The organism is Pseudomonas sp. 43A (genome assembly GCF_013363935.1).
Taxonomy (GTDB): domain Bacteria; phylum Pseudomonadota; class Gammaproteobacteria; order Pseudomonadales; family Pseudomonadaceae; genus Aquipseudomonas; species Aquipseudomonas crudilactis.
In genome coordinates this window covers 6416517-6439369 of record NZ_CP054880.1, presented here as the reverse complement: position 1 = coordinate 6439369, position 22853 = coordinate 6416517, and the positions used below count along the sequence as shown (strand labels likewise).

The window sequence follows — 22853 nt, the reverse complement described above, 5'->3', positions numbered from 1 at the left end:
CAACATTAAGCTGACTGACATGACGCCTTCGCGAGCAAGCTCGCTCCCACAGGGTTCAGGTTTGAATCAGAAGAGTTTCAGTGGCTCTTCATTCAGCGCGGACAGTTGCTCACGCAAGGCCAACACCTGATCGCCCCAATAACGCTCGGTGCCGAACCACGGAAAGCTGTGCGGGAACGCCGGGTCATCCCAGCGCCGCGCCAGCCAGGCGCTGTAGTGCATCAGGCGCAGGGCGCGCAACGGTTCGATCAGCGCCAGTTCGCGCGGATCGAAGTCGTGGAACTCGTTGTAGCCGTCCATCAGTTCCGACAACTGCCCCAGGCATTCCTGACGATCCCCGGCGAGCATCATCCAGATGTCCTGCACCGCCGGCCCCATACGGCAGTCGTCGAGGTCGACGATGTGGAACATTTCGTCGCGGCACATCATGTTGCCGGGGTGGCAGTCGCCGTGCATGCGGATGTTCTGGTGCGGCGTGTTGGCGTAGGCATCTTCCACGCGCTTGAGCAGGTCGCGGGCGACGGACTCGTAGGCCGGCAGCAGGCTTTTCGGAATGAAATTGCCTTCGAGCAAGGTGTTCAGCGAGGCGTGGCCGAAGTTCTGCACGGCGAGGGCTTCACGGTGTTCGAACGGCTTGGTCGCGCCGACCGCATGAATGCGCCCGAGCAACTGGCCGAGGCGATACAGCTGATCGAGATTGCCCGGCTCTGGCGCACGGCCGCCACGACGCGGGAACAAGGTGAAGCGGAAACCTGCGTGCTCGTGCAGGGTTTCGCCGTTGTGGATCAGCGGCGCCACCACGGGGATTTCGACGTCAGCCAGTTCGAAAGTGAATTTGTGTTCTTCGAGGATGGCTTCGTTGGTCCAGCGCTGCGGGCGGTAGAACTTGGCGATCAGCGGCTCGGAGTCTTCGATGCCGACTTGATAAACGCGGTTTTCATAGCTGTTGAGCGCCAGAATGCGCGCATCACTGAGGAAGCCGATGCTTTCAACGGCATCGAGGACGAGGTCGGGTGTGAGGGTTTCAAACGGGTGGGCCATGCTGACTCCTGCGCGCAGCAGGCTGCCGCGTCCGGCCCAGCATGGTAGCGCAGATGGCAGGCCCTTAGGGGTTTGGTGTCTGTGCTGACGCTATCGCGAGCAGGCTCACTCCTACAGGGGATCGCATTCCCAATGTGGGAGCGAGCTTGCTCGCGAAGGCGGTGGATCAGGCGCCGACGATCCCGCCGTCCTCTCGGGTAATCGCCATCACCGACGACCGCGGCTTGCCATTCGGCAAATGCTCTGGGAACGTCGAACCGCCGTTCTCCCCCGGATGCTGAATGCCGACAAACAAAGTCTTCTGATCCGGCGAGAAGCTGATCCCGGTGACCTCACAACCAATCGGCCCGACCATGAACCGGCGAATCTCACCGGTCTTCGGATCGGCGCAGAGCATCTGGTTGTTGCCCATCCCGGCAAAATCCCCAGCGTTGCTCGAATCGCCGTCGGTGAGAATCCACAAGCGCCCGGCCTTGTCGAAGCCCAAACCATCCGGGCTGTTGAACATGTTCTGCGGAGTAATGTTCTTCGAACCGCCCTTCGGCGTCCCGGCGTGCACACCCGGGTTACCGGCGACCACAAACAGATCCCAGGCAAACGTCTTCGAAGCGTGATCATCGCGTTCGGTGCGCCAGCGCAGAATCTGCCCGTAGACGTTCTTCTCGCGCGGATTCGGCCCACCGACTGGCTGGCCGTCTTCGCCACGCTTGGCGTTGTTGGTCAGGGTGCAGTAAACCTGACCGTCCTTCGGACTGACGACGATCCATTCCGGACGGTCCATGCGCGTCGCACCAACAACACTGGCGGCGAGGCGCGCGTGGATCAGCACTTCAGCCTGATCGGCAAAACCGCTGCTGGCGTCGATGCCGTTTTTGCCGTGGGTCAGCTCGATCCACTGGCCCTGGCCTTTCGGGTGATCGGGGTTGCTGTCGCCGGCATCGAATTTCGCCACGTACAGGGTGCCGTGATCGAGAATGTCGCGGTTGGCCTTGGCGTTGCGATGGTTGATGCGGTCGCGGCTGACGAATTTGTAGATGAACTCGCCACGCTCGTCGTCGCCCATGTACACCACGGCGCGACCGTCGTCGGTCTCGGCCAGGGCGGCGTTCTCATGCTTGAAGCGGCCCAGTGCGGTGCGTTTGACCGGGGTCGATTGCGGATCGAACGGATCGATCTCGACCACCCAGCCGTGACGGTTGAGTTCGTTGGGGTTTTTCGCCATGTCGAAGCGCGGATCGTACGGGTGCCAGTTGATTTCGCGGCTGGCGACCGACACGCCGTAGCGCTTCTGCGCCGGGTCAAATTGCTGCTGGGCGTTGCTGCTGCCGAAGCAGTCGGTGAAGTTTTCTTCACAGGTCAGGTAAGTGCCCCACGGCGTTTTGCCGTTGGCGCAGTTCTGGAAGGTGCCGAGGACTTTTTTACCGTGCTTGTCGGCAGCGGTTTTCATCAGATCGTGACCGGCCGCCGGGCCGCTGATGCGCAGCGGCGAGTTGCCGTGGATGCGCCGGTTGTAGCGCGAGCCCTGAACGAACTGCCACTGACCATTCTTGCGTTGCACTTCGATCACCGACACACCTTCGCAGGCCAGCGCCTTGCGCACGTCTTCGGCCGATTGCGGCATGCCGCCGTGCGGGTAGAGGTAGCGGTAGTTGGTGTATTCGTTGTTGATCGCCATCAGCGCGCGGTTGCGGTCGTCGGGGAAGGCGAACAGGCTCATGCCGTCGTTGTTGTCGCCGAACTGCACTTCCTGTGCGGCAGCGGTGCCGTTACCGCTCGGGTCGAAGGCCGGGCCGTTCTTTTGCAGGGGCTGGCCCCAACTGATCAGCACCGAAGACTTGTAGCCTTTGGGCAATGTGATGACGTCGGTGGTCGCGGCAGGAATGCTCTCGAAACCGAGCAAGCGGCTATTGCCAGCGCTGACGCCGGTGGCCAGCGCGCTGCGGCTCAGCAGGCTGCCGCCGAGGAACATTGCCGCACCGCACAGCGCACCGGCGCCGATGAAACCGCGACGGCTGAGGCCGACCATTTTTTCCAGGTCAGTGGATTGGTTTTCTTCTAATAGGCTCACATCAGGCTCCCTGCTTGGTTTTGGCAGCCACCTTAATGAGCGTCGATGACGCTTTCGTTGCAGCGCCTGATTACAGCGGCGTGCCGATCAGCACATTGGACGGCGAAAACTGCACCTGCACCGGTTGGTCAACGCTCAATCCGCGCGTGCGCAAATCGAGCGGCTCAGCCAGGGCGCAGAGGGTATGGCCATTGGGCAGGGTGATCCGCACTTCGCTCGGGCCGTCTTCTGCGTCGAGAATCGCTTCGATGGTGCCTTTGAGAAGATTGTGACCAGACGTTGCAGATTGCTCGCTGCTGAGCAATTCCAGCCAGCCGGCCTTGATCAACGCGACCACTTCGGTGCCGGCTTGCAGCTCCAGGTGCACGGTGCTGTCGTGAGTGATCTGCGCGTCGAGGCACAGCCCTTCGGCCAGTTCGAGGCGGATCAGGTCATTGCGGCCCTGCGCTTCGATCGCCACGACTTTGCCGTGTAATTGATTGCGTGCGCTGGTTCTGAGCATCAAGCGACCGAGCAGGTCGAGGTCGCTGGCATCTTCCGCCGCTTCCAGCACCTGCGCTTGCAAGGCCTGAAGTTTCTGGTACAGGCGCAAAACGCGTTCGCCTTCGCTGGACAGTTTTGCACCGCCGCCGCCCTTGCCACCGACGGCACGCTCGACCAGCGGTTTCTGGGCGAGGTTGTTCAGCTCATCGATGGCGTCCCACGCCGCTTTGTAACTCAGACCCGCGCTTTTCGCCGCGCGGGTGATCGAGCCCTGTTCGGCGATATGTTGCAGCAGCGCGATACGCTGCGGACGGCGGACGATGTGCTGGGACAACAGGGAGGGCATGGACATGGATGGGTGCTTTTTGTGGCGGTGGACGTGGAAGTTGGCCGCTAGCGACGCGAGAGTCAAGCCCGACACAGAACCCTGTGGGAGCGAGCTTGCTCGCGAAAGCGGCGTGTCATTCAACATTGATTTTGAATGTTCTGGCCCCTTCGCGAGCAAGCTCGCTCCCACAGGGGGTATGTGTTGGCTTCAGCTTCCGGGCTTTGGCGTGCGGGCCAGGCAATAGACATCGACCCGCGCAGCGCCAGCGTCCATCAATAGACGCGCAAGCGCCTGCGCAGTGGCGCCAGTGGTCAGCACATCATCAACCAGCGCCAGATGCCGGCCTTTCACCTGCGCGTCCGGCATGAGGTCGAAGGCTTTATGCAGATTGCGTTTACGCGACTTGGCGTCGAGCTCCTGTTGGGCATCAGTGTCTTTGATACGACGCAGAACAGTTTCCTCAATTGGCAGATCAAGCGACTTGTTCAACCAGCGCGCCAGCATCGCCGCCTGGTTGAACCCCCGTTGACGCAGACGTTTACGCGCCAGCGGCACCGGCAACAACACATCCGGCCTCGGCAAGCCCTCATCGAAGCGATGTTGCAGGTATTGCCCGAGAACGTCGGCGAGCAGGTGGCCAAACGGCCATTTCACGTTGTGTTTAAACCGCGTAATCAGACTGTCGACCGGGAAGCCATAAAGCCATGGCACCACCACCTCTTCGAAAGCTGGCGGCTCTAGTTGGCACTCGCCGCAGGTCAGTCCCGCTGCGGCTAAAGGCAAAGCGCAGGTGACGCAGTGATCGCCGAGCCACGGCAGATCTGTTTCGCAAGCCACGCATATTGGCATTTCTGCTTCTGCCGGCTCATCGCAAAGCAAGCAGGATTGTACGTTATTTAAACAGATGTAAACCTGTCCTTCGTGTCGTGGTTGACAGCGCATGACTCTTCCTTAAATATGCCGAACATCCGTGTCGCGCCTGTGGGTATTCCGTTCCCGCAGCCGCCAGCCAAGCATAACCAAGGAACTACCCATGAGCGCGAGCACCACCGCCACCCTGCGTCACGATTGGTCTCTGGCCGAAGTCAAAGCACTCTTCGTACAGCCATTCAACGACTTGCTGTTCCAGGCGCAAACGGTGCACCGCGCACATTTCAACGCCAACCGCGTGCAGGTCTCGACCCTGCTGTCGATCAAGACCGGCGCCTGCCCGGAAGACTGCAAGTACTGCCCGCAGTCCGGTCACTACAACACCGGCCTGGAAAAAGAAAAGCTGATGGAAGTGCAGAAGGTCCTCGAAGAGGCGGCACGCGCCAAGGCCATCGGCTCGACGCGTTTCTGCATGGGGGCAGCGTGGAAACATCCGTCGGCCAAAGACATGCCGTACGTGCTGAAAATGGTCGAGGGCGTGAAAGCTCTGGGCCTGGAAACCTGCATGACCCTCGGCCGTCTCGATCAGGATCAGACCGAGGCGCTGGCCAAGGCCGGCCTCGATTACTACAACCACAACCTCGACACTTCGCCTGAGTTCTACGGCAGCATCATCACCACCCGCACTTACAGCGAGCGCCTGCAAACGCTGGCCTACGTGCGTGAATCGGGGATGAAGATCTGTTCCGGCGGCATTCTCGGCATGGGCGAATCGCTGGACGACCGCGCCAATCTGCTGATCCAGTTGGCCAACCTGCCGGAGCATCCGGAATCGGTGCCGATCAACATGCTGGTGAAAGTCGCCGGCACGCCGCTGGAAAACGCCGACGACATCGACCCGTTCGACTTCATCCGCATGCTCGCCGTGGCCCGTATCCTCATGCCGCAATCCCATGTGCGCCTGTCCGCCGGCCGCGAAGCGATGAATGAGCAGATGCAGGCTCTCGCCTTCTTCGCCGGCGCCAACTCGATTTTCTACGGCGACAAACTGCTGACCACTGCCAACCCGCAAGCCGACAAGGACATGCAATTGTTTGCGCGCCTGGGCATCCAGCCGGAAGCGCGTGAAGAGCATTCCGATGAGGTTCACCAGGCTGCGATCGAGCAGGCATTGGTTGAGCAGAAGAGCAGCGAGCAGTTCTACAACGCCGCCGTTTAAACCTGCGCGGATTCCTCTGAAGGAATGCAAACCCTTGTGGGAGCGAGCTTGCTCGCGAAAGCGGTGTTTCAGTCGACATTGATGTCGGATGTGAAGGCCTCTTCGCGAGCAAGCTCGCTCCCACAGGGATCGCGTTCACTTTGATATTTGTGATCTCACCGAGGCCTGCATGTCTTTCGATCTCGCCGCACGCCTTGCTGCCCGTCGTGCCGAAAACCTTTATCGCCAGCGACCGCTGCTCGAGTCCCCGCAGGGGCCGCAAGTGGTGGTCGACGGCAAACCGCTGCTCGCCTTCTGCAACAACGACTACCTCGGCCTGGCCAATCATCCGCAAGTGATCGAAGCCTGGCGCGCCGGTGCTGAACGCTGGGGAGTTGGTGGCGGTGCATCGCATCTGGTGATCGGCCACAGTGGCCCGCATCACGCACTGGAAGAAGCATTGGCCGACCTCACCGGACGCCCGCGTGCTTTGTTGTTCACCACCGGTTACATGGCCAACCTCGGCGCGGTCACCGCGCTGGTCGGGCAGGGCGATACAGTGCTGGAAGATCGTCTCAATCATGCCTCGTTGCTGGATGCCGGATTGTTGTCCGGCGCGCGTTTCAATCGCTATCTGCATAACGACGCGGACAGTCTGGCCAAGCGCCTGGAGAAAGCCACCGGCAATACGCTGGTAGTCACCGACGGCGTGTTCAGCATGGACGGCGATCTCGCTGACCTGCCGACACTCGCCCGCGAAGCCAAGGCCAAAGGCGCGTGGTTGATGGTCGATGATGCACACGGTTTCGGGCCGCTCGGTGCGAACGGTGGCGGCATCGTCGAGCACTTCGGTTTGAGTCAGGAGGATGTGCCGGTGTTGGTCGGCACCCTCGGTAAAGCCTTCGGCACCGCAGGCGCTTTCGTTGCGGGCAGCGAAGAACTGATCGAAAGCCTGATCCAGTTCGCCCGCCCGTACATCTACACCACCAGCCAGCCACCGGCGCTGGCGTGTGCGACGCTGAAAAGTCTCGAACTGCTACGCACCGAGCATTGGCGTCGAGAACATTTGCAAACGCTGATCCGCCAGTTCCGCCAGGGCGCCGAGCAGATCGGTCTGGAGTTGATGGACAGCTTTACGCCGATCCAGCCGATCATGATCGGTGATGCCGGGCGCGCGGTGCAGTTGTCGCAGATGTTGCGCGAGCGCGGCCTGATGGTCACCGCGATCCGTCCGCCCACCGTGCCCGCCGGTAGCGCTCGCTTGCGCGTGACCCTGACCGCTGCCCACAGCGAGGCGCAGGTGCAGCTATTGTTAGAGGGACTGGCCGATTGCTTTGCCCAACTGTCGTCGGAGCCAAGCCATGCGTGATCGCCTGATTCTGCTGCCCGGCTGGGGCCTCGGTGTGTCGCCGATGGAGCCTCTGGCCGCAGCATTGCAAGGGCTCGACGAACAACTGAAAGTTGAAGTCGAGCCGTTGCCGGAGCTGGATTCCAGCGACCTGCAAGACTGGCTCGATGAACTCGATGAGAGCATTCCTCAAGACGTCTGGCTCGGTGGCTGGTCGCTGGGCGGCATGCTTGCGTCCGAATTGGCGGCACGGCGTGGCGAGCATTGCTGCGGTTTGCTGACGCTGGCGAGCAATCCTTCCTTCGTTGCCCATGAACAGTGGCCGAACGCGATGCCCGGCGAGACCTTCGATGCGTTTCTCGCCGGTTGCCAAGCCGATCCCCGGCTGACCCTCAAACGCTTTTCGCTGCTCTGTGCTCAAGGTGCACAAGGTGCACAAGGTGCACAAGGTGCACAAGATGCGCGCGGCTTGTCGCGGTTGATGCTCGGCGGCGCACCGCACACGGCGCCGTCGGCGTTGATGGCGGGCCTGGAATTGCTCGCGCAACTGGACACCCGCGAAGCACTGCAAACTTTTCGCGGCCCGCAATTTCATCTGTTCGCCGGACAGGACGCTCTGGTTCCGGCGGAAGCGGCGGGGGCGTTGTTCGCTCTGTTGCCGGACATCGAAATAGGTCTGATCGAACAGGCCTGTCATGCGTTCCTTCTGGAAGACCCCCACGGACTGGCGGGCGCTATCCAGGCTTTTTTACATGAGTGCGGTGATGACTGATTTGTCTCTTGTGCTGCCTGGCGGCTTGCCTGACAAGCGTCAGGTCGCGGCCTCTTTCTCCCGCGCGGCGGCCAGTTACGACAGCGTCGCCGAGTTGCAACGTGATGTCGGTACACAGTTGATTGAGCGTTTGCCGCAGGAGTTCGTGCCGGCGCGTTGGCTGGATCTGGGTTGTGGTACGGGTTATTTCACCCGCGCGTTGGCTTCGCGGTTTGCCGAGGGCCACGGTGTGGCACTGGACATTGCCGAGGGTATGCTCGATCACGCGCGCCCGCTGGGCGGCGCGGAGTACTTCATTGCTGGCGATGCCGAGCGCCTGCCGTTGCAGGATTCGACTTGCGATATGATCTTCTCCAGCCTCGCCGTGCAGTGGTGCGCGGACTTCGATGCAGTGCTCAGCGAAGCGTTTCGCGTGTTGAAACCGGGTGGGATTTTTGCGTTTGCTAGTCTTTGTGTAGGGACGCTGTTTGAGTTGCGCGACAGCTGGCGCCAAGTCGACGGGATGGTGCATGTCAATCGCTTCCGCGAGTTCGCCCGCTACGAGCAATTGTGTGCAGCCAGTGGCTTGCGTACGTTGAGCCTGGAAAATCAGCCTCACGTGCTGCATTACCCGGATGTGCGCAGCTTGACGCATGAATTGAAAGCTTTAGGTGCGCACAATCTGAATCCGGGGCGGCCGGGCGGTTTGACCGGCCGCGCGCGGATTCTCGGGCTGGTCGAAGCTTACGAGCAGTTCCGTGAGGCGTCGGGATTGCCGGCAACTTATCAGGTGGTCTACGCCGTGTTGGAGAAACCCGTATGAGCGCAGCCTATTTCATCACCGGAACCGACACCGATGTCGGCAAGACCACGGTGGCCGCCGGGTTGCTGCATGCGGCACGTTCTGCCGGGTTGAGTACAGCGGCGGGCAAACCGGTGGCGTCCGGTTGCGAAGTCACGCCCAAAGGGTTGCGCAATGCCGATGCGTTGGCACTGTTGGCCGAATGCTCGTTGCCGCTGAGTTATCAACAGGTCAATCCCGTGGCGTTCGAGCCTGCGATTGCTCCGCATCTGGCGGCGCGCGAGGCGGGAGTGGCCTTGACCGTGCAATCGTTGCTGGCGCCGATGCGCGAGATTCTGGCGATGAATGCCGATTTCACTTTGATCGAAGGCGCGGGTGGCTGGCGGGTGCCGTTGGCGGATCAGGACAATTTGTCGGATCTGGCGATTGCGTTGAAGCTGCCGGTGATTCTGGTGGTGGGCGTGCGCCTGGGTTGCATCAGTCATGCGTTGCTGACGGCTGAGGCGATTGCTCGGGATGGCCTGCAATTAGCGGGGTGGGTGGCGAATATCATCGATCCGAAGACTTCGCGGCTGGAAGAAAACCTCGCGACGCTGGCCGAGCGAATTCCGGCGCCGTGTTTGGGGCGCGTGCCGAAACTCAAGGCGTTGAGCGCAGAAGCGGTGGCGGATCATTTGCAACTGGATCTGCTCGACTAAGCTTTTCTCTATGGGCAGGCACTGTGCCATTAGTGTTTTTGACGGGTGTTTTTCTGGCGCCTCTGGTTCAATGGCGCCATTGATCCTTCCCAAGGATGAGAACTGTTATGGAAATCTCCGGTAACACAGCTTTTTATGCAGGTCTGAGCTCGATTCAGAGCGGGCAGAACCGCGTTGATCAGGCCGCCAGCCAGATTGCCAACAACACCATTGAGCGTTCGGTCACCAGCCAGTCTTCGGAAGCGCAGGTCGATCGTCTGCGTGGCGTTGATCGCAGCCAGCAAATGGACCTGGGCAGCGACATGGTGCAAATGGCCCAAGGCAAGTTTCAAGTGGAGCTGGGCGTAAAAGTCGCCAAAGCTTCCGACGAAATGCTCGGTACGATCATCGACACTTTTGCCTGATTTTTCGCCATCTGCCCCCTGAACGCCGCGCTTTGTCGCGGCGTTTTTCGTTGTAAGTCCTTCTACCTCAACTAATCTTTTTTCAGCACCCGTGACTCGATCGAGCGCATGGCGGTTTGCTGTGTCCGGCGTTTGAAAGATGCGATGACGAACGGCAAAAGATCGATGCTTGACAAGATTTCGGCGTAAACGTATGTTTCAAACAACTGTTTGACCGTCACAACAAATCAACACGGTCGTTCATTCCCGGTTACATCAGCAGAGGTTTATCGCTATGCCTGACTACAAGGCCCCCTTGCGTGATATTCGCTTCGTTCGTGACGAACTGCTCGGCTACGAAGCGCACTATCAGAGCCTTCCGGCTTGCGCAGACGCAACTCCAGACATGGTTGACGCCATTCTCGAAGAAGGCGCCAAGTTTTGTGAGCAGGTACTGGCGCCGCTGAACCGCGTGGGCGACCTCGAAGGTTGCACCTGGAGCGAGTCCGGCGTGAAAACCCCGACCGGCTTCAAAGAGGCTTACAAGCAATTCGTCGAAGGCGGCTGGCCAAGCCTGGCGCACGACGTTGAGCACGGCGGCCAAGGCTTGCCGGAGTCGCTGGGTCTGGCAGTGAGCGAGATGGTTGGCGAAGCCAACTGGTCGTGGGGCATGTACCCAGGCCTGTCGCACGGTGCGATGAACACCATCTCCGAGCACGGCACCCCTGAGCAGCAAGAAGCCTATCTGACCAAACTGGTTTCCGGCGAATGGACCGGCACCATGTGCCTGACCGAACCACACTGCGGCACCGACCTGGGCATGCTGCGCACCAAGGCCGAACCTCAGGCTGATGGCTCCTATAAAGTCTCCGGCACCAAGATCTTCATCTCGGCCGGTGAACACGATATGGCCGACAACATCGTCCACATCGTACTGGCCCGCCTGCCGGACGCACCGGCCGGCACCAAAGGCATCTCGCTGTTCATCGTTCCAAAGTTCATGCCCAATGCTGATGGCACCGTCGGTGCACGCAACGCAGTGAGTTGCGGTTCGCTGGAACACAAGATGGGCATCCACGGCAACGCCACTTGCGTGATGAACTTCGACGGCGCCACCGGTTACCTGATCGGCCCGGCGAACAAAGGCCTGAACTGCATGTTCACCTTTATGAACACCGCTCGCCTGGGTACCGCGCTGCAAGGTCTGGCCCACGCCGAAATCGGTTTCCAGGGCGGCCTGAAATACGCTCGCGACCGTCTGCAAATGCGCTCCCTGACTGGCCCGAAAGCGCCGGACAAAGCCGCTGACCCGATCATCGTGCACCCTGACGTACGCCGCATGCTGTTGACCATGAAGGCTTTCGCCGAAGGCAACCGTGCGATGGTGTACTTCACCGCCAAACAGGTCGACATCGTCAAATACGGCGTCGATGAAGAAGAGAAAAAGAAAGCCGACGCATTGCTGGCCTTCATGACCCCGATCGCCAAGGCGTTCATGACCGAAGTCGGTTTTGAGTCCGCCAACCACGGCGTACAGATCTACGGCGGCCACGGCTTCATCGCCGAGTGGGGCATGGAGCAGAACGTTCGCGACAGCCGCATTTCGATGCTGTACGAAGGCACCACCGGTATCCAGGCACTCGATCTGCTGGGCCGTAAAGTGCTGATGACGCAAGGCGAGGCCCTGAAAGGCTTCACCAAGATCGTCCACAAGTTCTGCCAGAACAACGAAGGCAACGAAGCCGTTGCAGAGTTCGTCGCACCGCTGGCGGCAATCAATAAAGAGTGGGGCGAGCTGACCATGAAGGTCGGTATGGCCGCCATGAAAGATCGCGAAGAAGTCGGCGCGGCCTCCGTGGACTACCTGATGTACTCCGGTTATGCCTGCCTGGCTTATTTCTGGGCCGACATGGCTCGTGTAGCAGCCGAGAAGCTGGCAGAAGGCAGTGGCGACGCGGCGTTCTACACCGCCAAGCTGCAAACCGCGCGCTTCTACTTCCAGCGCATTCTGCCGCGTACCCGTACGCACGTGGCCACCATGCTGTCGGGCGCCAACAACCTGATGGACATGAAAGAAGAAGACTTCGCACTGGGCTACTAAGCCTTAACGCAGTCTTTTGAAAAACCGCTGCTCCTTTGGGGGCGGCGGTTTTTTTTGCGCTGAATTTATCCCCAACACTGGGGATGTTTCCCCAGCAGAAACGGTGAGCTGACAGCGCGCCTTCCCCGTGTTTATTGATTCAAAATGTTTCTCGAAAGGATGGCCAATTAATTGCACTGCGCTGATTAACCGGCGCTCACGAGAAATCCTGTGCTGTTCCACGACGCCTCTCGCCCGGCAAAACGCATAACAACAACGTTAGGGTGAAGCACATGAACATCTGCCGACTTGTCTGGTTAGCCCTTGCACTCGCCACTTTCAACACGATGGCCGCTACACCGACCGAAGTCGATCCGCCGGTACCGGAAGTGCCAAGCCTGCAATCCTTGCGTGGCATGCTGCCGCCCGATCCCTCCGGAACCGAGGGCGGACGCAAGGTCGACCTGATGACCGACTACGTGCTCAACCGCTCCGCCGCTATCCTGCTGGGCAAGGCGTTGTTCTGGGACATGGAAGTCGGCAGCGATGGCGCCACCGCGTGCGCGTCCTGCCACTATCACGCTGGCGTCGATCACCGCATCACCAACCAACTCAACCCCGGCCAGGCGCACACCAATGCCAACGTCGCCTCGATCTTCAACAAACCTTTTGTCGCGTCGGACATTCCCGGTGACGTGGCGTCCTACGCGACGCTGTCCGGTGGCAAGGGCGGGCCTAACTACACACTGAAGAAAACCGATTTCCCGACCCATGTGCTGAGCAACCCACTGGAGCGCAACTCGCCGATCGTTTACTCGAGCGATGACGTGGTCGGCTCCCAAGGCGTATTCGACGCCAACTTCGTCAAACCCAATCAACCGCGCTTCGACAAGTGCACCCAGCAACCGGACGGCATCTTCCAGGTCGGCGGCATCAACGTACGCCGCAGCACCGGGCGCAACGCGCCGTCGGTGATCAATGCTGCGTTCAACGTGCGCAACTTCTGGGATGGCCGCGCGAACAACGTGTTCAACGGTTTTTCGCCGTTCGGTAATCGTGATCCCGATGCGGGCATTTACGTGACCAGCGAGCGCAACACCGTGGCAAGCAAAGTCCGGCTGGCACTCAACGACGCATCTGCCGCGTCGCAAGCGGTGGGACCGCCGGGTAGCGGGGTGGAAATGTCCTGCGGCGGCCGCACTTTCGCCGACATCGGCCGGCGCATGCTCGATCAGTTGATGCTCAAGCAACAGCGGATTTCTTCCAACGACTCGGTGCTCGCTTCGGTATCCGGCGCACGGCGTCCGACCTATCGCGAATTGATCAAAAACGCCTTCCAGCCACGCCTGTGGAACGCCACGCAAAATGTGCTGGTGGGCGGTGCGCCGTATACGCAGATGGAAGCCAACTTCCCGCTGTTCTTCGGGTTGGCGATTCAGATGTACGAATCCACCCTGATCTCTGACCAGGCGCCGATTGATGCCTATCTGCAAGGCGATTCAACCGCCATGAACGCGCAGCAGGTCCAAGGCATGAACCTGTTTCTCGGCAAAGGTAAATGTGTGAACTGCCATGGCGGCGCGGAGCTGACCAATGCCGCCAGCCGCCTGCTGATGCACCCACGTGAGCGCATTGAACGCATGGTCATGGCCGATAACCTGATCACCCTTTACGACAACGGTTTCTACAACACCGGTGTGCGTCCGACCTCAGAAGACCTCGCGCTCGGTGGCTCGGATGCCTGGGGTAACCCATGGTCGTTCAGCCGCCAGTACAACAAGCTGTTGCAAGGCGGCAGCATTCCCGATCCGCTGGACGTCGATGTCTGCACCTTCGAGGCACCGCTGAGCGCAGCGATTCCGTGCGACGCGACGCTCAAACCCAACGTCAACTTCCGTGATTCGGTCGACGGCGCCTTCAAGACGCCGACCTTGCGTAACATCGCGCTGACCGGCCCGTACTTCCACAACGGCAGCCGCGCGACGCTCAAACAGGTGATGGAGTTCTACAACCGTGGCGGCGACCGTCGCGGCGAGGACGCCAACAACACCAGCGGTTTCGAGCATCCTTCGGCGAATCAGCACAATACGTCGAACCTCGATCCGGACATGACCAACCTCAACCTGACTCCCGATGAGATCGACGCGTTGGTGAAATTCATGGAAGTCGGCCTGACCGATCCGCGTGTGGCCTGGGAACGGGCGCCATTCGATCATCCGTCACTGGTCATCCCGCAAGGCCATATCGGTGATGAAAACGCGGTGACCCAACGGCCCGCCAGCCCGAAAGTCACCACCCGCCAGGCAGCGGACGCTTCGCTCAATCTCAAGCCTTACGGCGCCGAGGGGCGCAGCACGGCGGAGGGGCCATTACTGCCGTTCTACAACGATTTGTGAGGAATATTTCCAGGCCTGGCCATCAGTGATGGTGGCCAGCATGGCAAATCGGGCAAAAAACTTGGCAAATCGCTCAGATAGTCAGGTTTTCTGCCGTTACAGAGACTGCGTGTGATGTGGATCACATTGTGTGTGCTTAACTGGCCACATTGCAGGCACAATGCCATCTCTTTGATATGACGGGTCGGAGCTTTACCCTTGCCGCGTTCTTCCGCTGTACGTTTCAGTCATTTCCTACCTTCACTGCTGTTGTTACTCGCGGGGTTGGCGGCTGCGTACGTCAAAGACCTCAGCGTGTTCTTCACTTCGCTGTTCAATGTGTTGCCGACCTTGGTGCTGCTGTTGGGTGGCGCTTATTGCGCGGTTTACCGACGTCAGCGCGAACTTTTTCTGATGCTCACGGTGTACATCGCCTACTTTCTGCTCGACACCCAGACCGACTATTACCGCGATAACGGCAAGGTCCGTGAAGACGCTGCGGTGGTCTTTCATCTTGTGTGTTTGCTGCTGCCGTTATTGTTCGGCCTGTTCGCTGCGTGGCAGGAACGTACGCACCTGTTTCAGGACATGGTCGCGCGGTTCGCCGTGTTGCTGGCCTTTGGCAGTGTGGCGTTGGGCCTTGAGCAAAGTTATCCCCAGGCGCTGCTGATGTGGCTGTCGGAAATCCGCTGGCCGGCGCTGCATGGCGCATGGATGAGTCTGATCCAGCTTTCCTATCCGGTATTCATCTCGGCGTTCCTGCTGTTGGCCTGGCAGTACTGGCGCAATCCGCGTCCACTGCATGCGGCACAATTGGTTGGCCTGCTCGGCGTGTTCTGGATGCTGCCGAAAACCTTCATCCTGCCGTTCACCCTGAACATCATGTGCAGTCAGGTGATGTTGATGATCGCCGCCGCCGTTGCGCACGAGGCTTATCAAATGGCCTTCCGCGACGAACTGACCGGTCTGCCGGGACGTCGTGCGCTCAACGAACGCATGCAGCGCCTGGGCCGCAACTATGTGCTGGCCATGAGCGACGTCGACCACTTCAAGAAATTCAACGACACCCACGGTCACGATGTCGGTGACCAGGTACTACGTCTGGTCGCCAGCAAGCTGTCGAAAATCAGCGGTGGCGGTAGGGCCTATCGCTACGGTGGTGAGGAATTTGCCCTGGTGTTCGCAGGCAAAACCCTTGAAGAGTGCATGCCGCACCTTGAGGTGATCCGCGAGTCGATTGCCTCCTACAGCATTCAACTGCGCAATCAGGAAAACCGTCCACAGGACGATCAGCAAGGTCGTCAGCGCCGCGCCGGCTCGGGTGCGTCCAGTGTGTCGGTGACGGTAAGCATCGGCGTCGCCGAACGAGTGGAACAACGCAACCCGGAACAAGTGCTGAAGTCCGCCGACGAGGCGCTCTACGCCGCTAAAGGCGCGGGGCGTAACTGCGTGGTCGCATTCGGCCAGAACCGCCGCGGCGCGGTGCGCATGGACACCGCTGCGGGTTGAGTGATGACGGCGCATTCAGCGTCTGCACAATGATTGTTTGGCGTGGTGGCCGGCAGTAGGTTGAGGCAATCTGCTGACGGAGAAGCCACCATGCCTGAGTACAAAGCTCCCCTGCGCGACATGCGCTTTCTGATCGACCACGTCTTCGACTTCCACGCCAATTACGCCATCCTTGGCGCCCACGACGCCAGCCCGGACATGATCAACGCGATCCTCGAAGAGGGCGCGAAGTTTTGCGAGAACGTTCTGGCGCCGCTTAATCGCAGCGGCGACGAAGAGGGCTGCCATTTCGACAACGGTGTGGTGACAACGCCTACAGGCTTCAAGCAAGCCTTCGCACAATACGTCGAGGGCGGCTGGCACGGTCTGGCCGCAGACCCAACCTACGGCGGCCAAGGCCTGCCAAGCTCGCTGGGGCTGGTGATCAGCGAAATGGTCGGCTCCAGCAACACGTCCTGGGGCATGTACCCGGGGCTGACTCACGGCGCGATGTCGGCGATCCATGCCCACGGCAGCGCTGAACAGAAAAAGACTTATCTGAGCAAACTCACCGCCGGGCAATGGACCGGCACCATGTGCCTGACCGAAGCCCATTGCGGCACCGACCTGGGCATCATCAAGACCCGCGCCGTACCTCAGGCCGACGGCAGCTACGCGATCACCGGCAGCAAGATTTTCATCTCCGCCGGCGAGCACGACATGAGCGACAACATCATCCATTTGGTGTTGGCCAAGTTGCCGGATGCGCCGGCCGGGACCAAGGGCATCTCGCTGTTTATCGTGCCGAAGTTCTTGCCGGATACTGCAGGCGAGGCGGGCGCGCGCAACGGCGTTTCCTGCGGTTCGATTGAACACAAAATGGGCATCAAGGCCTCGGCCACTTGCGTGTTGAACTTCGACTGCGCCAAGGGTTACCTGATCGGTGAGCCGAACAAGGGCCTGAACTGCATGTTCACCATGATGAACCATGCACGCCTTGGCACCGGGATGCAGGGTTTGTGTCTGGGTGAAGCGAGTTTCCAGGGCGCGATCAAATACGCCAACGACCGTTTGCAGATGCGTTCGCTGACCGGTGCCAAAGCCCCGGACAAAGCCGCCGACCCGATCATCGTCCACCCTGACGTGCGGCGTATGCTGCTGACCATGAAAGCCTTCAACGAAGGCAACCGCGCGCTGACCTACTTCACCGCGCAACTGCTCGATGTCGCGCACCTGAGCAGCGACGCCGAGGCGCGGCAGGAGGCGGAAGATCTGTTGGCCTTCCTCACACCAATCTGCAAAGCATTCATGACCGATACCGGGCTGGAAGTGACCAACCACGGCATGCAGGTGTTTGGCGGCCACGGCTTCATTCGCGAATGGGGCATGGAGCAACTGGTGCGCGATTGCCGGATTGCACCGATCTACGAGGGCACCAACGGCATTCAGGCGCTGGACCTGCTCGGGCGCAAAGTGCTGGGCAGTCAGGGCAAGCTGCTGCGCGGCTTCACCAAAATAGTCCACAAGTTCTGCGCGGCCAACGCTGAGCATCCGCAACTGGGCAGTTTCGTTGCGCAACTCAATGAGCTGAACCAGCAGTGGGGCGACCTGACCATGAAGGTCGGCATGGCGGCGATGAAGAACCCGGATGAAGTGGGCGCGGCGTCTGTGGATTATTTGATGTACAGCGGTTACATCATTCTCGGTTATCTGTGGTTGCGCATGGCATTGGTGGCGCAGGCGCAACTGGAGGCGGGCGAGGGCGAGGCGGATTACCTGCGCGGGAAATTGGCGACGTGCGAGTTTTACTTCAAGCGTTTGTTGCCGCGTACGGCAGCGCATCGGGCGGCGATTGAGGCGGGGAGTGATTGTTTGATGAAGTTGCCTGCTGAACTGTTTGCGCTTTAAGGAAGATCAAAAGATCGCAGCCTTCGGCAGCTCCTACATAGGATCGTGTTTTACCTGTAGGCGCTGGCGAAGGCTGTGATCTTTTTTTGATGACTAGAAATAACAAAACAGTCACCGGTTGACCCTATGTGTCGCAAAAGTTGTTGAGGTACACTCCGGCTCAACGAAAACACCCTTCCACGAATCACCGTTTAGATCTTGCGAGGTTTGCCATGGCTGACTACAAAGCGCCGCTGCGCGATATGCGCTTCGTCCTCAATGAAGTGTTCGAGGTCGCCAAACTCTGGGCCGAACTTCCAGCACTGGCCGAGACCGTCGACGCCGAAACCGTTGAAGCCATTCTCGAAGAGGCCGGCAAGGTCACCAGTAAAAGCATCGCGCCATTGAGCCGCGCCGCTGACGAAGAAGGCTGTCACTGGGCCGACGGCGCCGTCACCACTCCAGCCGGTTTCCCACAGGCTTATCAGACTTATGCCGAAGGCGGCTGGGTTGGCGTCGGTGGCGATCCGCAATACGGCGGCATGGGCATGCCCAAAGCCGTGTCGGCGCAGGTCGAAGAAATGGTCAACTCCGCCAGCCTGTCCTTCGGTCTGTACCCGATGCTGACCGCCGGCGCCTGTCTGTCGATCAACGCTCACGCCAGTGAAGAACTGAAAGCCGCGTACCTGCCGAACATGTACGCCGGCGTCTGGGCAGGTTCCATGTGCCTGACCGAGCCGCACGCCGGCACCGACCTTGGGATCATTCGTACCAAGGCCGAGCCTCAGGCCGACGGTTCCTATAAGGTCAGCGGCACCAAGATCTTCATCACCGGTGGCGAACACGACCTCACCGAAAACATCATCCATCTGGTACTGGCGAAACTGCCGGACGCCCCGGCGGGCCCGAAAGGCATTTCGCTGTTCCTCGTGCCGAAATTCATGGTCAATGCCGACGGCAGCCTGGGCGCGCGTAACCCGGCGAACTGCGGTTCGATCGAACACAAAATGGGCATCCAGGCGTCCGCGACCTGCGTGATGAACTTCGACGAAGCCGTGGGATATCTGGTCGGCGAGCCGAACAAAGGTCTGGCCGCGATGTTCACCATGATGAACTACGAGCGCCTCGGCGTCGGCATCCAAGGCCTGGCCACCGGTGAGCGTTCGTATCAGAACGCCGTTGAATACGCCCGCGACCGTCTGCAAAGCCGTTCGCCGACTGGCGCGCAGAACAAAGACAAGGTCGCTGACCCGATCATCGTTCACCCGGACGTGCGTCGCATGCTGCTGACCATGAAAGCCTCGAACGAAGGCGGCCGGGCGTTCTCCACGTACGTGGCGATGCAACTCGACACCGCCAAGTTCAGCGAAGATGCCACCACCCGTAAGCGTGCGGAAGATCTGGTCGCGTTGCTGACGCCAGTGGCCAAGGCATTCCTCACCGATCTGGGACTGGAAACCACGGTGCACGGCCAGCAGATTTTCGGCGGCCACGGCTACATCCGCGAGTGGGGCCAGGAGCAACTGGTGCGTGACGTGCGCATCACCCAGATCTACGAAGGCACCAACGGCATTCAGGCACTGGACCTGGTCGGGCGCAAGATCGTCGGCAGTGGCGGCGCGTTCTACAAGCTGTTCGCTGACGAGATTCGCCACTTCACCGCTTCCGCCAGTGCCGATCTGGGCGAATTCACCAAGCCGCTGAACGATGCCGTCGACACTCTCGACGAACTGACCTCGTGGTTGCTGGATCGGGCAAAAAACAACCCGAACGAAATCGGCGCGGCTTCGGTCGAATATCTGCAAGCGTTCGGATACGTTTCCTATGCCTACATGTGGGCATTGATGGCCAAAGCCTCACTGGGCAAAGAAGCGCAGGACGATTTTTATGCCAGCAAACTGGGCACCGCGCGCTTCTACTTCGCCCGTTTGCTGCCGCGTATTCACTCGTTGAGTGCGTCGGTGAAGGCCGGTAGCGAATCGCTGTTCCTGCTGGATGCGGCGCAATTCTGATGCGATGACGTTATGTAAGCATTCTCTTACATGACGTGCTGCTGTTCTCCCATATGCGTAGATTGGATCCACGGCTAATCTACATTTCATGGACGTCGCGCAGGAAGCGCAAAGCAACAACACGGACACGTAGGATTCTGCCAGGGTGGCGGAGTGAAATGGATGTCAGGGAAACAGTCTGCAAAGCCCCGCTTCGGCGGGGTTTTCTTTTGCCTGCAGAAAAGTAGTCAGGCCATCGGATCAAGCGTCGGCTTCACTTCGCGCTCCATCACTTCTTCCAGCAGTGTCTGCAACAGCGCCAAAGGCGCCTGCTGACGCTGCACATCGCGACAGACCAACCCAACCTTCAGCGGCACCCGTGGCTCGCTCAGCGGTTTCCACAGCAGATCCTGATCGTCGTATTCCTTCTGCGAACGCCCCGGCAGCACCGTCGCCAGTCTGGTGTGCGGCAGACTGTCGAGAATTCCCACCATATTGTTCAGCTCGGCTTGCACCTGCGGGCGGCGTCCGAGGGCGGTCAGTTGTGCCTGCCAAATCTGGCGGATCTGGAACTCTTCGCCCAATAGCAACATTGGCAACTCGGCGGCCTGGCGCATTGAGACTTTCTTGAATTCACGCAACGGATGATCCGCCGGGATCACCAGCGTCAGTTCATCTTCGTAGAGCATCACGCCGTGCAGACCCGGTTGGCGCGGCGGTAGATAACTGATGCCGATGTCCAATGAACCGTTGAGCAGTCGCCGCTCGATCTCAAGTCCGGTCAACTCATAAATCTGCACCACCAGATGCGGCTGCGCCTTGCGCACCCGTTCGAGCATTTGCGGCACCAGACTGGTGTGAACCGTTTGCAGCACGCCAATCGCCAGCGTACGCAAGGCCTGTCCTTTGAAATTTCCCAACGCCTCGCGCGCCCGTTGCAAACCATCGAGCAACGGCAACGCGTGGTTGTACAAGGTGTGCGCTGCTAGGGTAGGCAGCAGGCGCTTGCTGCTGCGTTCGAACAGGGTGACGTCGAGGTTCTGTTCGAGCTGGCGGATCTGCTGCGAGAGCGCCGGTTGCGAAATCGACAGGCGTTCCGCCGCCCGGCCGACATGACCTTCCTCGTAGACCGCGACGAAATAACGCAGTTGCTTGAAATCCATAAGTAATGCTTATCGAAAATGCTGGGAAATCGAAATGGCCCCCAGGCGTCAGTGCGCCTAGTCTAACCGCATTCATAAGGCTTACAGGGCCAGAAAGCGCGATGAATAGCGTTCGCTTCGACAGTGTTTGCATAGGCAGTTCAAAACACCTGAAACGAGGTGTTTTTCAATGAATCTGTTCGGTTTGCGGCGCCAGACGCCGAGTCTTGATGACCTCGCCTTCGAGGCCAATCCTGCTGAAAGCAGCGAAAATCTTAGCGTTGAAAGGCTGATGCCCAGCGTCGAACGGCCGCAGCAGGTGTTCGTCCGGGGGCAGGGTTCGTGGTTGTGGGACAGTAACGACCGCGCGTACCTCGATTTTTCCCAGGCCGGTGGCGCCAACAGTCTTGGCCACAGCCCTTCGGCGCTGGTCAAAGCCATCAACAGTCAGGCGCAAGCGCTGATCAATCCCGGTTTCAATCTGCATAATCGCGGCATGCTCAGCCTTGCCGAGCGTCTGTGCGCTGCCACTTCCAGCGATCAGGCCTACTTGCTCAACAGCGGCAGCGAAGCCTGTGAAGCGGCGATCAAACTGGCGCGTAAATGGGGCCAACTGCATCGCGGCGGCGCCTCGCGGATTATCGTTGCGAAGCAGGGTTGTCATGGTCGCAGCCTGGCGACGATTTCCGCCTCCGACAGTTGCAACCTGCACAACCGTTTTGCGCCGTTGCTGCCGGGTTTCGATCTGGTGCCGTTCAACGACTTGCCGGCGTTGCACGCGGCGGTCGATGCGCAGACAGTAGCGATCATGCTGGAGCCGATCCAGAGCGATGCCGGCGTCGTTCCGGCCACCGAGCATTACCTCAAGGGTGTCGAACGTCTCTGCCGTGAGCTGGGCCTTCTGCTGATCCTCGACGAAGTACAAACCGGCATCGGCCGTTGCGGTACTTTGCTCGCCGAACAATCCTACGGCGTGCGCGCCGATATCGTCGTGCTCGGCAAAGGACTTGGCGGCGGTGTGCCATTGGCGGCGCTGCTGGCGCGGGGCAAAGCATGCTGTTTCGAGGCCGGCGAATTGGGCGGCACGCATCACGGCAATGCATTGATGACGGCGGCCGGTCTGGTAGTTCTCGACAGCGTGCACGACCGCAGCTTTCTCCAGCAGATCAACGATAACGGTCAGCACCTGCGTGAAGGTCTGGCCCGATTGGCGCACCGTTACGACCACGGTCAGTTGCGCGGCCAGGGCCTGTTCTACGGATTGAACCTGTCAGACGATTCCGCCGAAGCTGTGGTCCACGCCGCCCACCACGAAGGCCTGCTGCTCAACGCCCCGCAAGCCAACTGTTTGCGCTTCACTCCGGCCCTCACCGTAAGCAAAACCAACATCGACGAAATGCTCCTGCGCCTGGGCCGCGCGTTCTCGCGAGTGCGTACCGCACAACTGCAATGCCGCAAAGGGATTGCCGTCTGAGCTGAAGTTTCCTACCCGATTTCCAGAACCGTCTCGCGGTATAACGCACGCCCCACGCCTGATTCTTTTGGCGTGGGGCGTTTTTTTGTGAGGTGATGGCGATCAAATGGCAGTTGCACTGAACCCTGACGAACGGCGCAGGTCGATTAGCTTGTATGGCTCAAGTGAGCCAACCCCCATACAGGAGCTGCCCCATGGATTTCATTCGCATCATCATCGCTATTCTGTTGCCACCACTGGGCGTGTTTCTGCAGGTCGGGTTTGGCGGGGCGTTCTGGTTGAACATTCTGCTGACGCTGTGCGGGTATATTCCGGGGATCGTGCATGCGGTGTACATCATCGCCAAGCGCTGAGTTCTGCGGCGCCAAGTAGATAGCTTTCGCGAGCAGGCTCGCTCCCACAGGGGATTTGTGAACAACACAGATCCAATGTGGGAGCGAGCCTGC

Annotated in this window: 18 protein-coding genes; 13 read left to right on the top strand and 5 right to left on the bottom strand. The window is 59.9% G+C overall.

The features are described 5' to 3' along the window. Positions 1 to 66: 66 nt before the first annotated feature. From HUW52_RS28465 to HUW52_RS28450, 4 genes are all read right to left on the bottom strand, one after another. Positions 67 to 1041: a serine/threonine protein kinase gene (locus HUW52_RS28465; protein ID WP_016983182.1), complete on the bottom strand. Its 975-nt coding sequence runs from the start codon at positions 1039 to 1041 to the stop codon at positions 67 to 69. A 166-nt stretch (positions 1042 to 1207) separates the two neighbouring features. Next, positions 1208 to 3109 (bottom strand): PhoX family phosphatase, encoded by a 1902-nt coding sequence (locus HUW52_RS28460; RefSeq protein ID WP_175555488.1) that lies wholly within the window; start codon positions 3107 to 3109, stop codon positions 1208 to 1210. Between the two features lie 70 nt (positions 3110 to 3179). Beyond that, on the bottom strand, positions 3180 to 3944 hold the full coding sequence (locus HUW52_RS28455) for a TOBE domain-containing protein (protein ID WP_016983180.1): 765 nt from the start codon (positions 3942 to 3944) through the stop codon (positions 3180 to 3182). Positions 3945 to 4127: 183 nt separating this feature from the next. Next, positions 4128 to 4862, bottom strand: a complete 735-nt coding sequence (locus HUW52_RS28450; protein ID WP_175555487.1) for a ComF family protein — start codon at positions 4860 to 4862, stop codon at positions 4128 to 4130. A gap of 91 nt (positions 4863 to 4953) precedes the next feature. On the opposite strand from HUW52_RS28450, the gene bioB reads away from it, so the two are divergent. From bioB to HUW52_RS28395, 11 genes are all read left to right on the top strand, one after another. Next, positions 4954 to 6009, top strand: a complete 1056-nt coding sequence (bioB, locus tag HUW52_RS28445) for a biotin synthase BioB (RefSeq protein ID WP_016983178.1) — start codon at positions 4954 to 4956, stop codon at positions 6007 to 6009. Positions 6010 to 6178: 169 nt separating this feature from the next. Then, positions 6179 to 7357 (top strand): 8-amino-7-oxononanoate synthase, encoded by a 1179-nt coding sequence (gene bioF / locus HUW52_RS28440; protein WP_175555486.1) that lies wholly within the window; start codon positions 6179 to 6181, stop codon positions 7355 to 7357. Then, on the top strand, positions 7350 to 8108 hold the full coding sequence (locus tag HUW52_RS28435) for an alpha/beta fold hydrolase (RefSeq protein WP_175555485.1): 759 nt from the start codon (positions 7350 to 7352) through the stop codon (positions 8106 to 8108). The genes bioF and HUW52_RS28435 overlap by 8 nt, the downstream gene beginning before the upstream one ends. Next, the gene (gene bioC, locus HUW52_RS28430) at positions 8101 to 8910 is read left to right on the top strand and encodes a malonyl-ACP O-methyltransferase BioC (protein ID WP_175555484.1); all 810 of its coding nucleotides are present in this window, start codon (positions 8101 to 8103) and stop codon (positions 8908 to 8910) included. Before HUW52_RS28435 ends, bioC begins: the two co-directional genes overlap by 8 nt. Next, complete coding sequence (gene bioD, locus HUW52_RS28425) at positions 8907 to 9587, top strand: dethiobiotin synthase (RefSeq protein ID WP_016983173.1); 681 nt, start codon at positions 8907 to 8909, stop codon at positions 9585 to 9587. The genes bioC and bioD overlap by 4 nt, the downstream gene beginning before the upstream one ends. A gap of 107 nt (positions 9588 to 9694) precedes the next feature. Next, positions 9695 to 9991 (top strand): pyrroloquinoline quinone biosynthesis protein PqqE, encoded by a 297-nt coding sequence (locus tag HUW52_RS28420; RefSeq protein WP_093429944.1) that lies wholly within the window; start codon positions 9695 to 9697, stop codon positions 9989 to 9991. Between the two features lie 274 nt (positions 9992 to 10265). After that, entirely contained in the window at positions 10266 to 12071 is a 1806-nt protein-coding gene (locus HUW52_RS28415) for a phenylacyl-CoA dehydrogenase (RefSeq protein WP_175555483.1), read from the top strand. Between the two features lie 272 nt (positions 12072 to 12343). Beyond that, positions 12344 to 14446 carry a cytochrome-c peroxidase gene (locus HUW52_RS28410; RefSeq protein ID WP_175555482.1) on the top strand — a complete coding sequence of 701 codons (2103 nt, stop codon included), beginning with the start codon at positions 12344 to 12346 and terminating at the stop codon, positions 14444 to 14446. Positions 14447 to 14644: 198 nt separating this feature from the next. Beyond that, positions 14645 to 15934 (top strand): GGDEF domain-containing protein, encoded by a 1290-nt coding sequence (locus HUW52_RS28405; protein ID WP_095050296.1) that lies wholly within the window; start codon positions 14645 to 14647, stop codon positions 15932 to 15934. Between the two features lie 90 nt (positions 15935 to 16024). Further along, entirely contained in the window at positions 16025 to 17821 is a 1797-nt protein-coding gene (locus HUW52_RS28400) for an acyl-CoA dehydrogenase C-terminal domain-containing protein (protein WP_016983163.1), read from the top strand. Positions 17822 to 18033: 212 nt separating this feature from the next. Further along, positions 18034 to 19812 carry an acyl-CoA dehydrogenase C-terminal domain-containing protein gene (locus HUW52_RS28395; protein WP_016983162.1) on the top strand — a complete coding sequence of 593 codons (1779 nt, stop codon included), beginning with the start codon at positions 18034 to 18036 and terminating at the stop codon, positions 19810 to 19812. A gap of 227 nt (positions 19813 to 20039) precedes the next feature. Here HUW52_RS28395 and HUW52_RS28390 read toward each other — a convergent pair whose 3' ends face one another. Then, positions 20040 to 20954 (bottom strand): LysR family transcriptional regulator, encoded by a 915-nt coding sequence (locus tag HUW52_RS28390; RefSeq protein ID WP_016983161.1) that lies wholly within the window; start codon positions 20952 to 20954, stop codon positions 20040 to 20042. A gap of 169 nt (positions 20955 to 21123) precedes the next feature. Here HUW52_RS28390 and HUW52_RS28385 point away from each other — a divergent pair, with 169 nt between their 5' ends. Continuing rightward, complete coding sequence (locus HUW52_RS28385) at positions 21124 to 22407, top strand: aspartate aminotransferase family protein (protein ID WP_175555481.1); 1284 nt, start codon at positions 21124 to 21126, stop codon at positions 22405 to 22407. Positions 22408 to 22601: 194 nt separating this feature from the next. After that, a complete protein-coding gene (locus HUW52_RS28380; protein WP_003228885.1) occupies positions 22602 to 22760 on the top strand; it encodes a YqaE/Pmp3 family membrane protein in 159 nt (52 codons plus the stop codon). Positions 22761 to 22853: the final 93 nt, after the last annotated feature.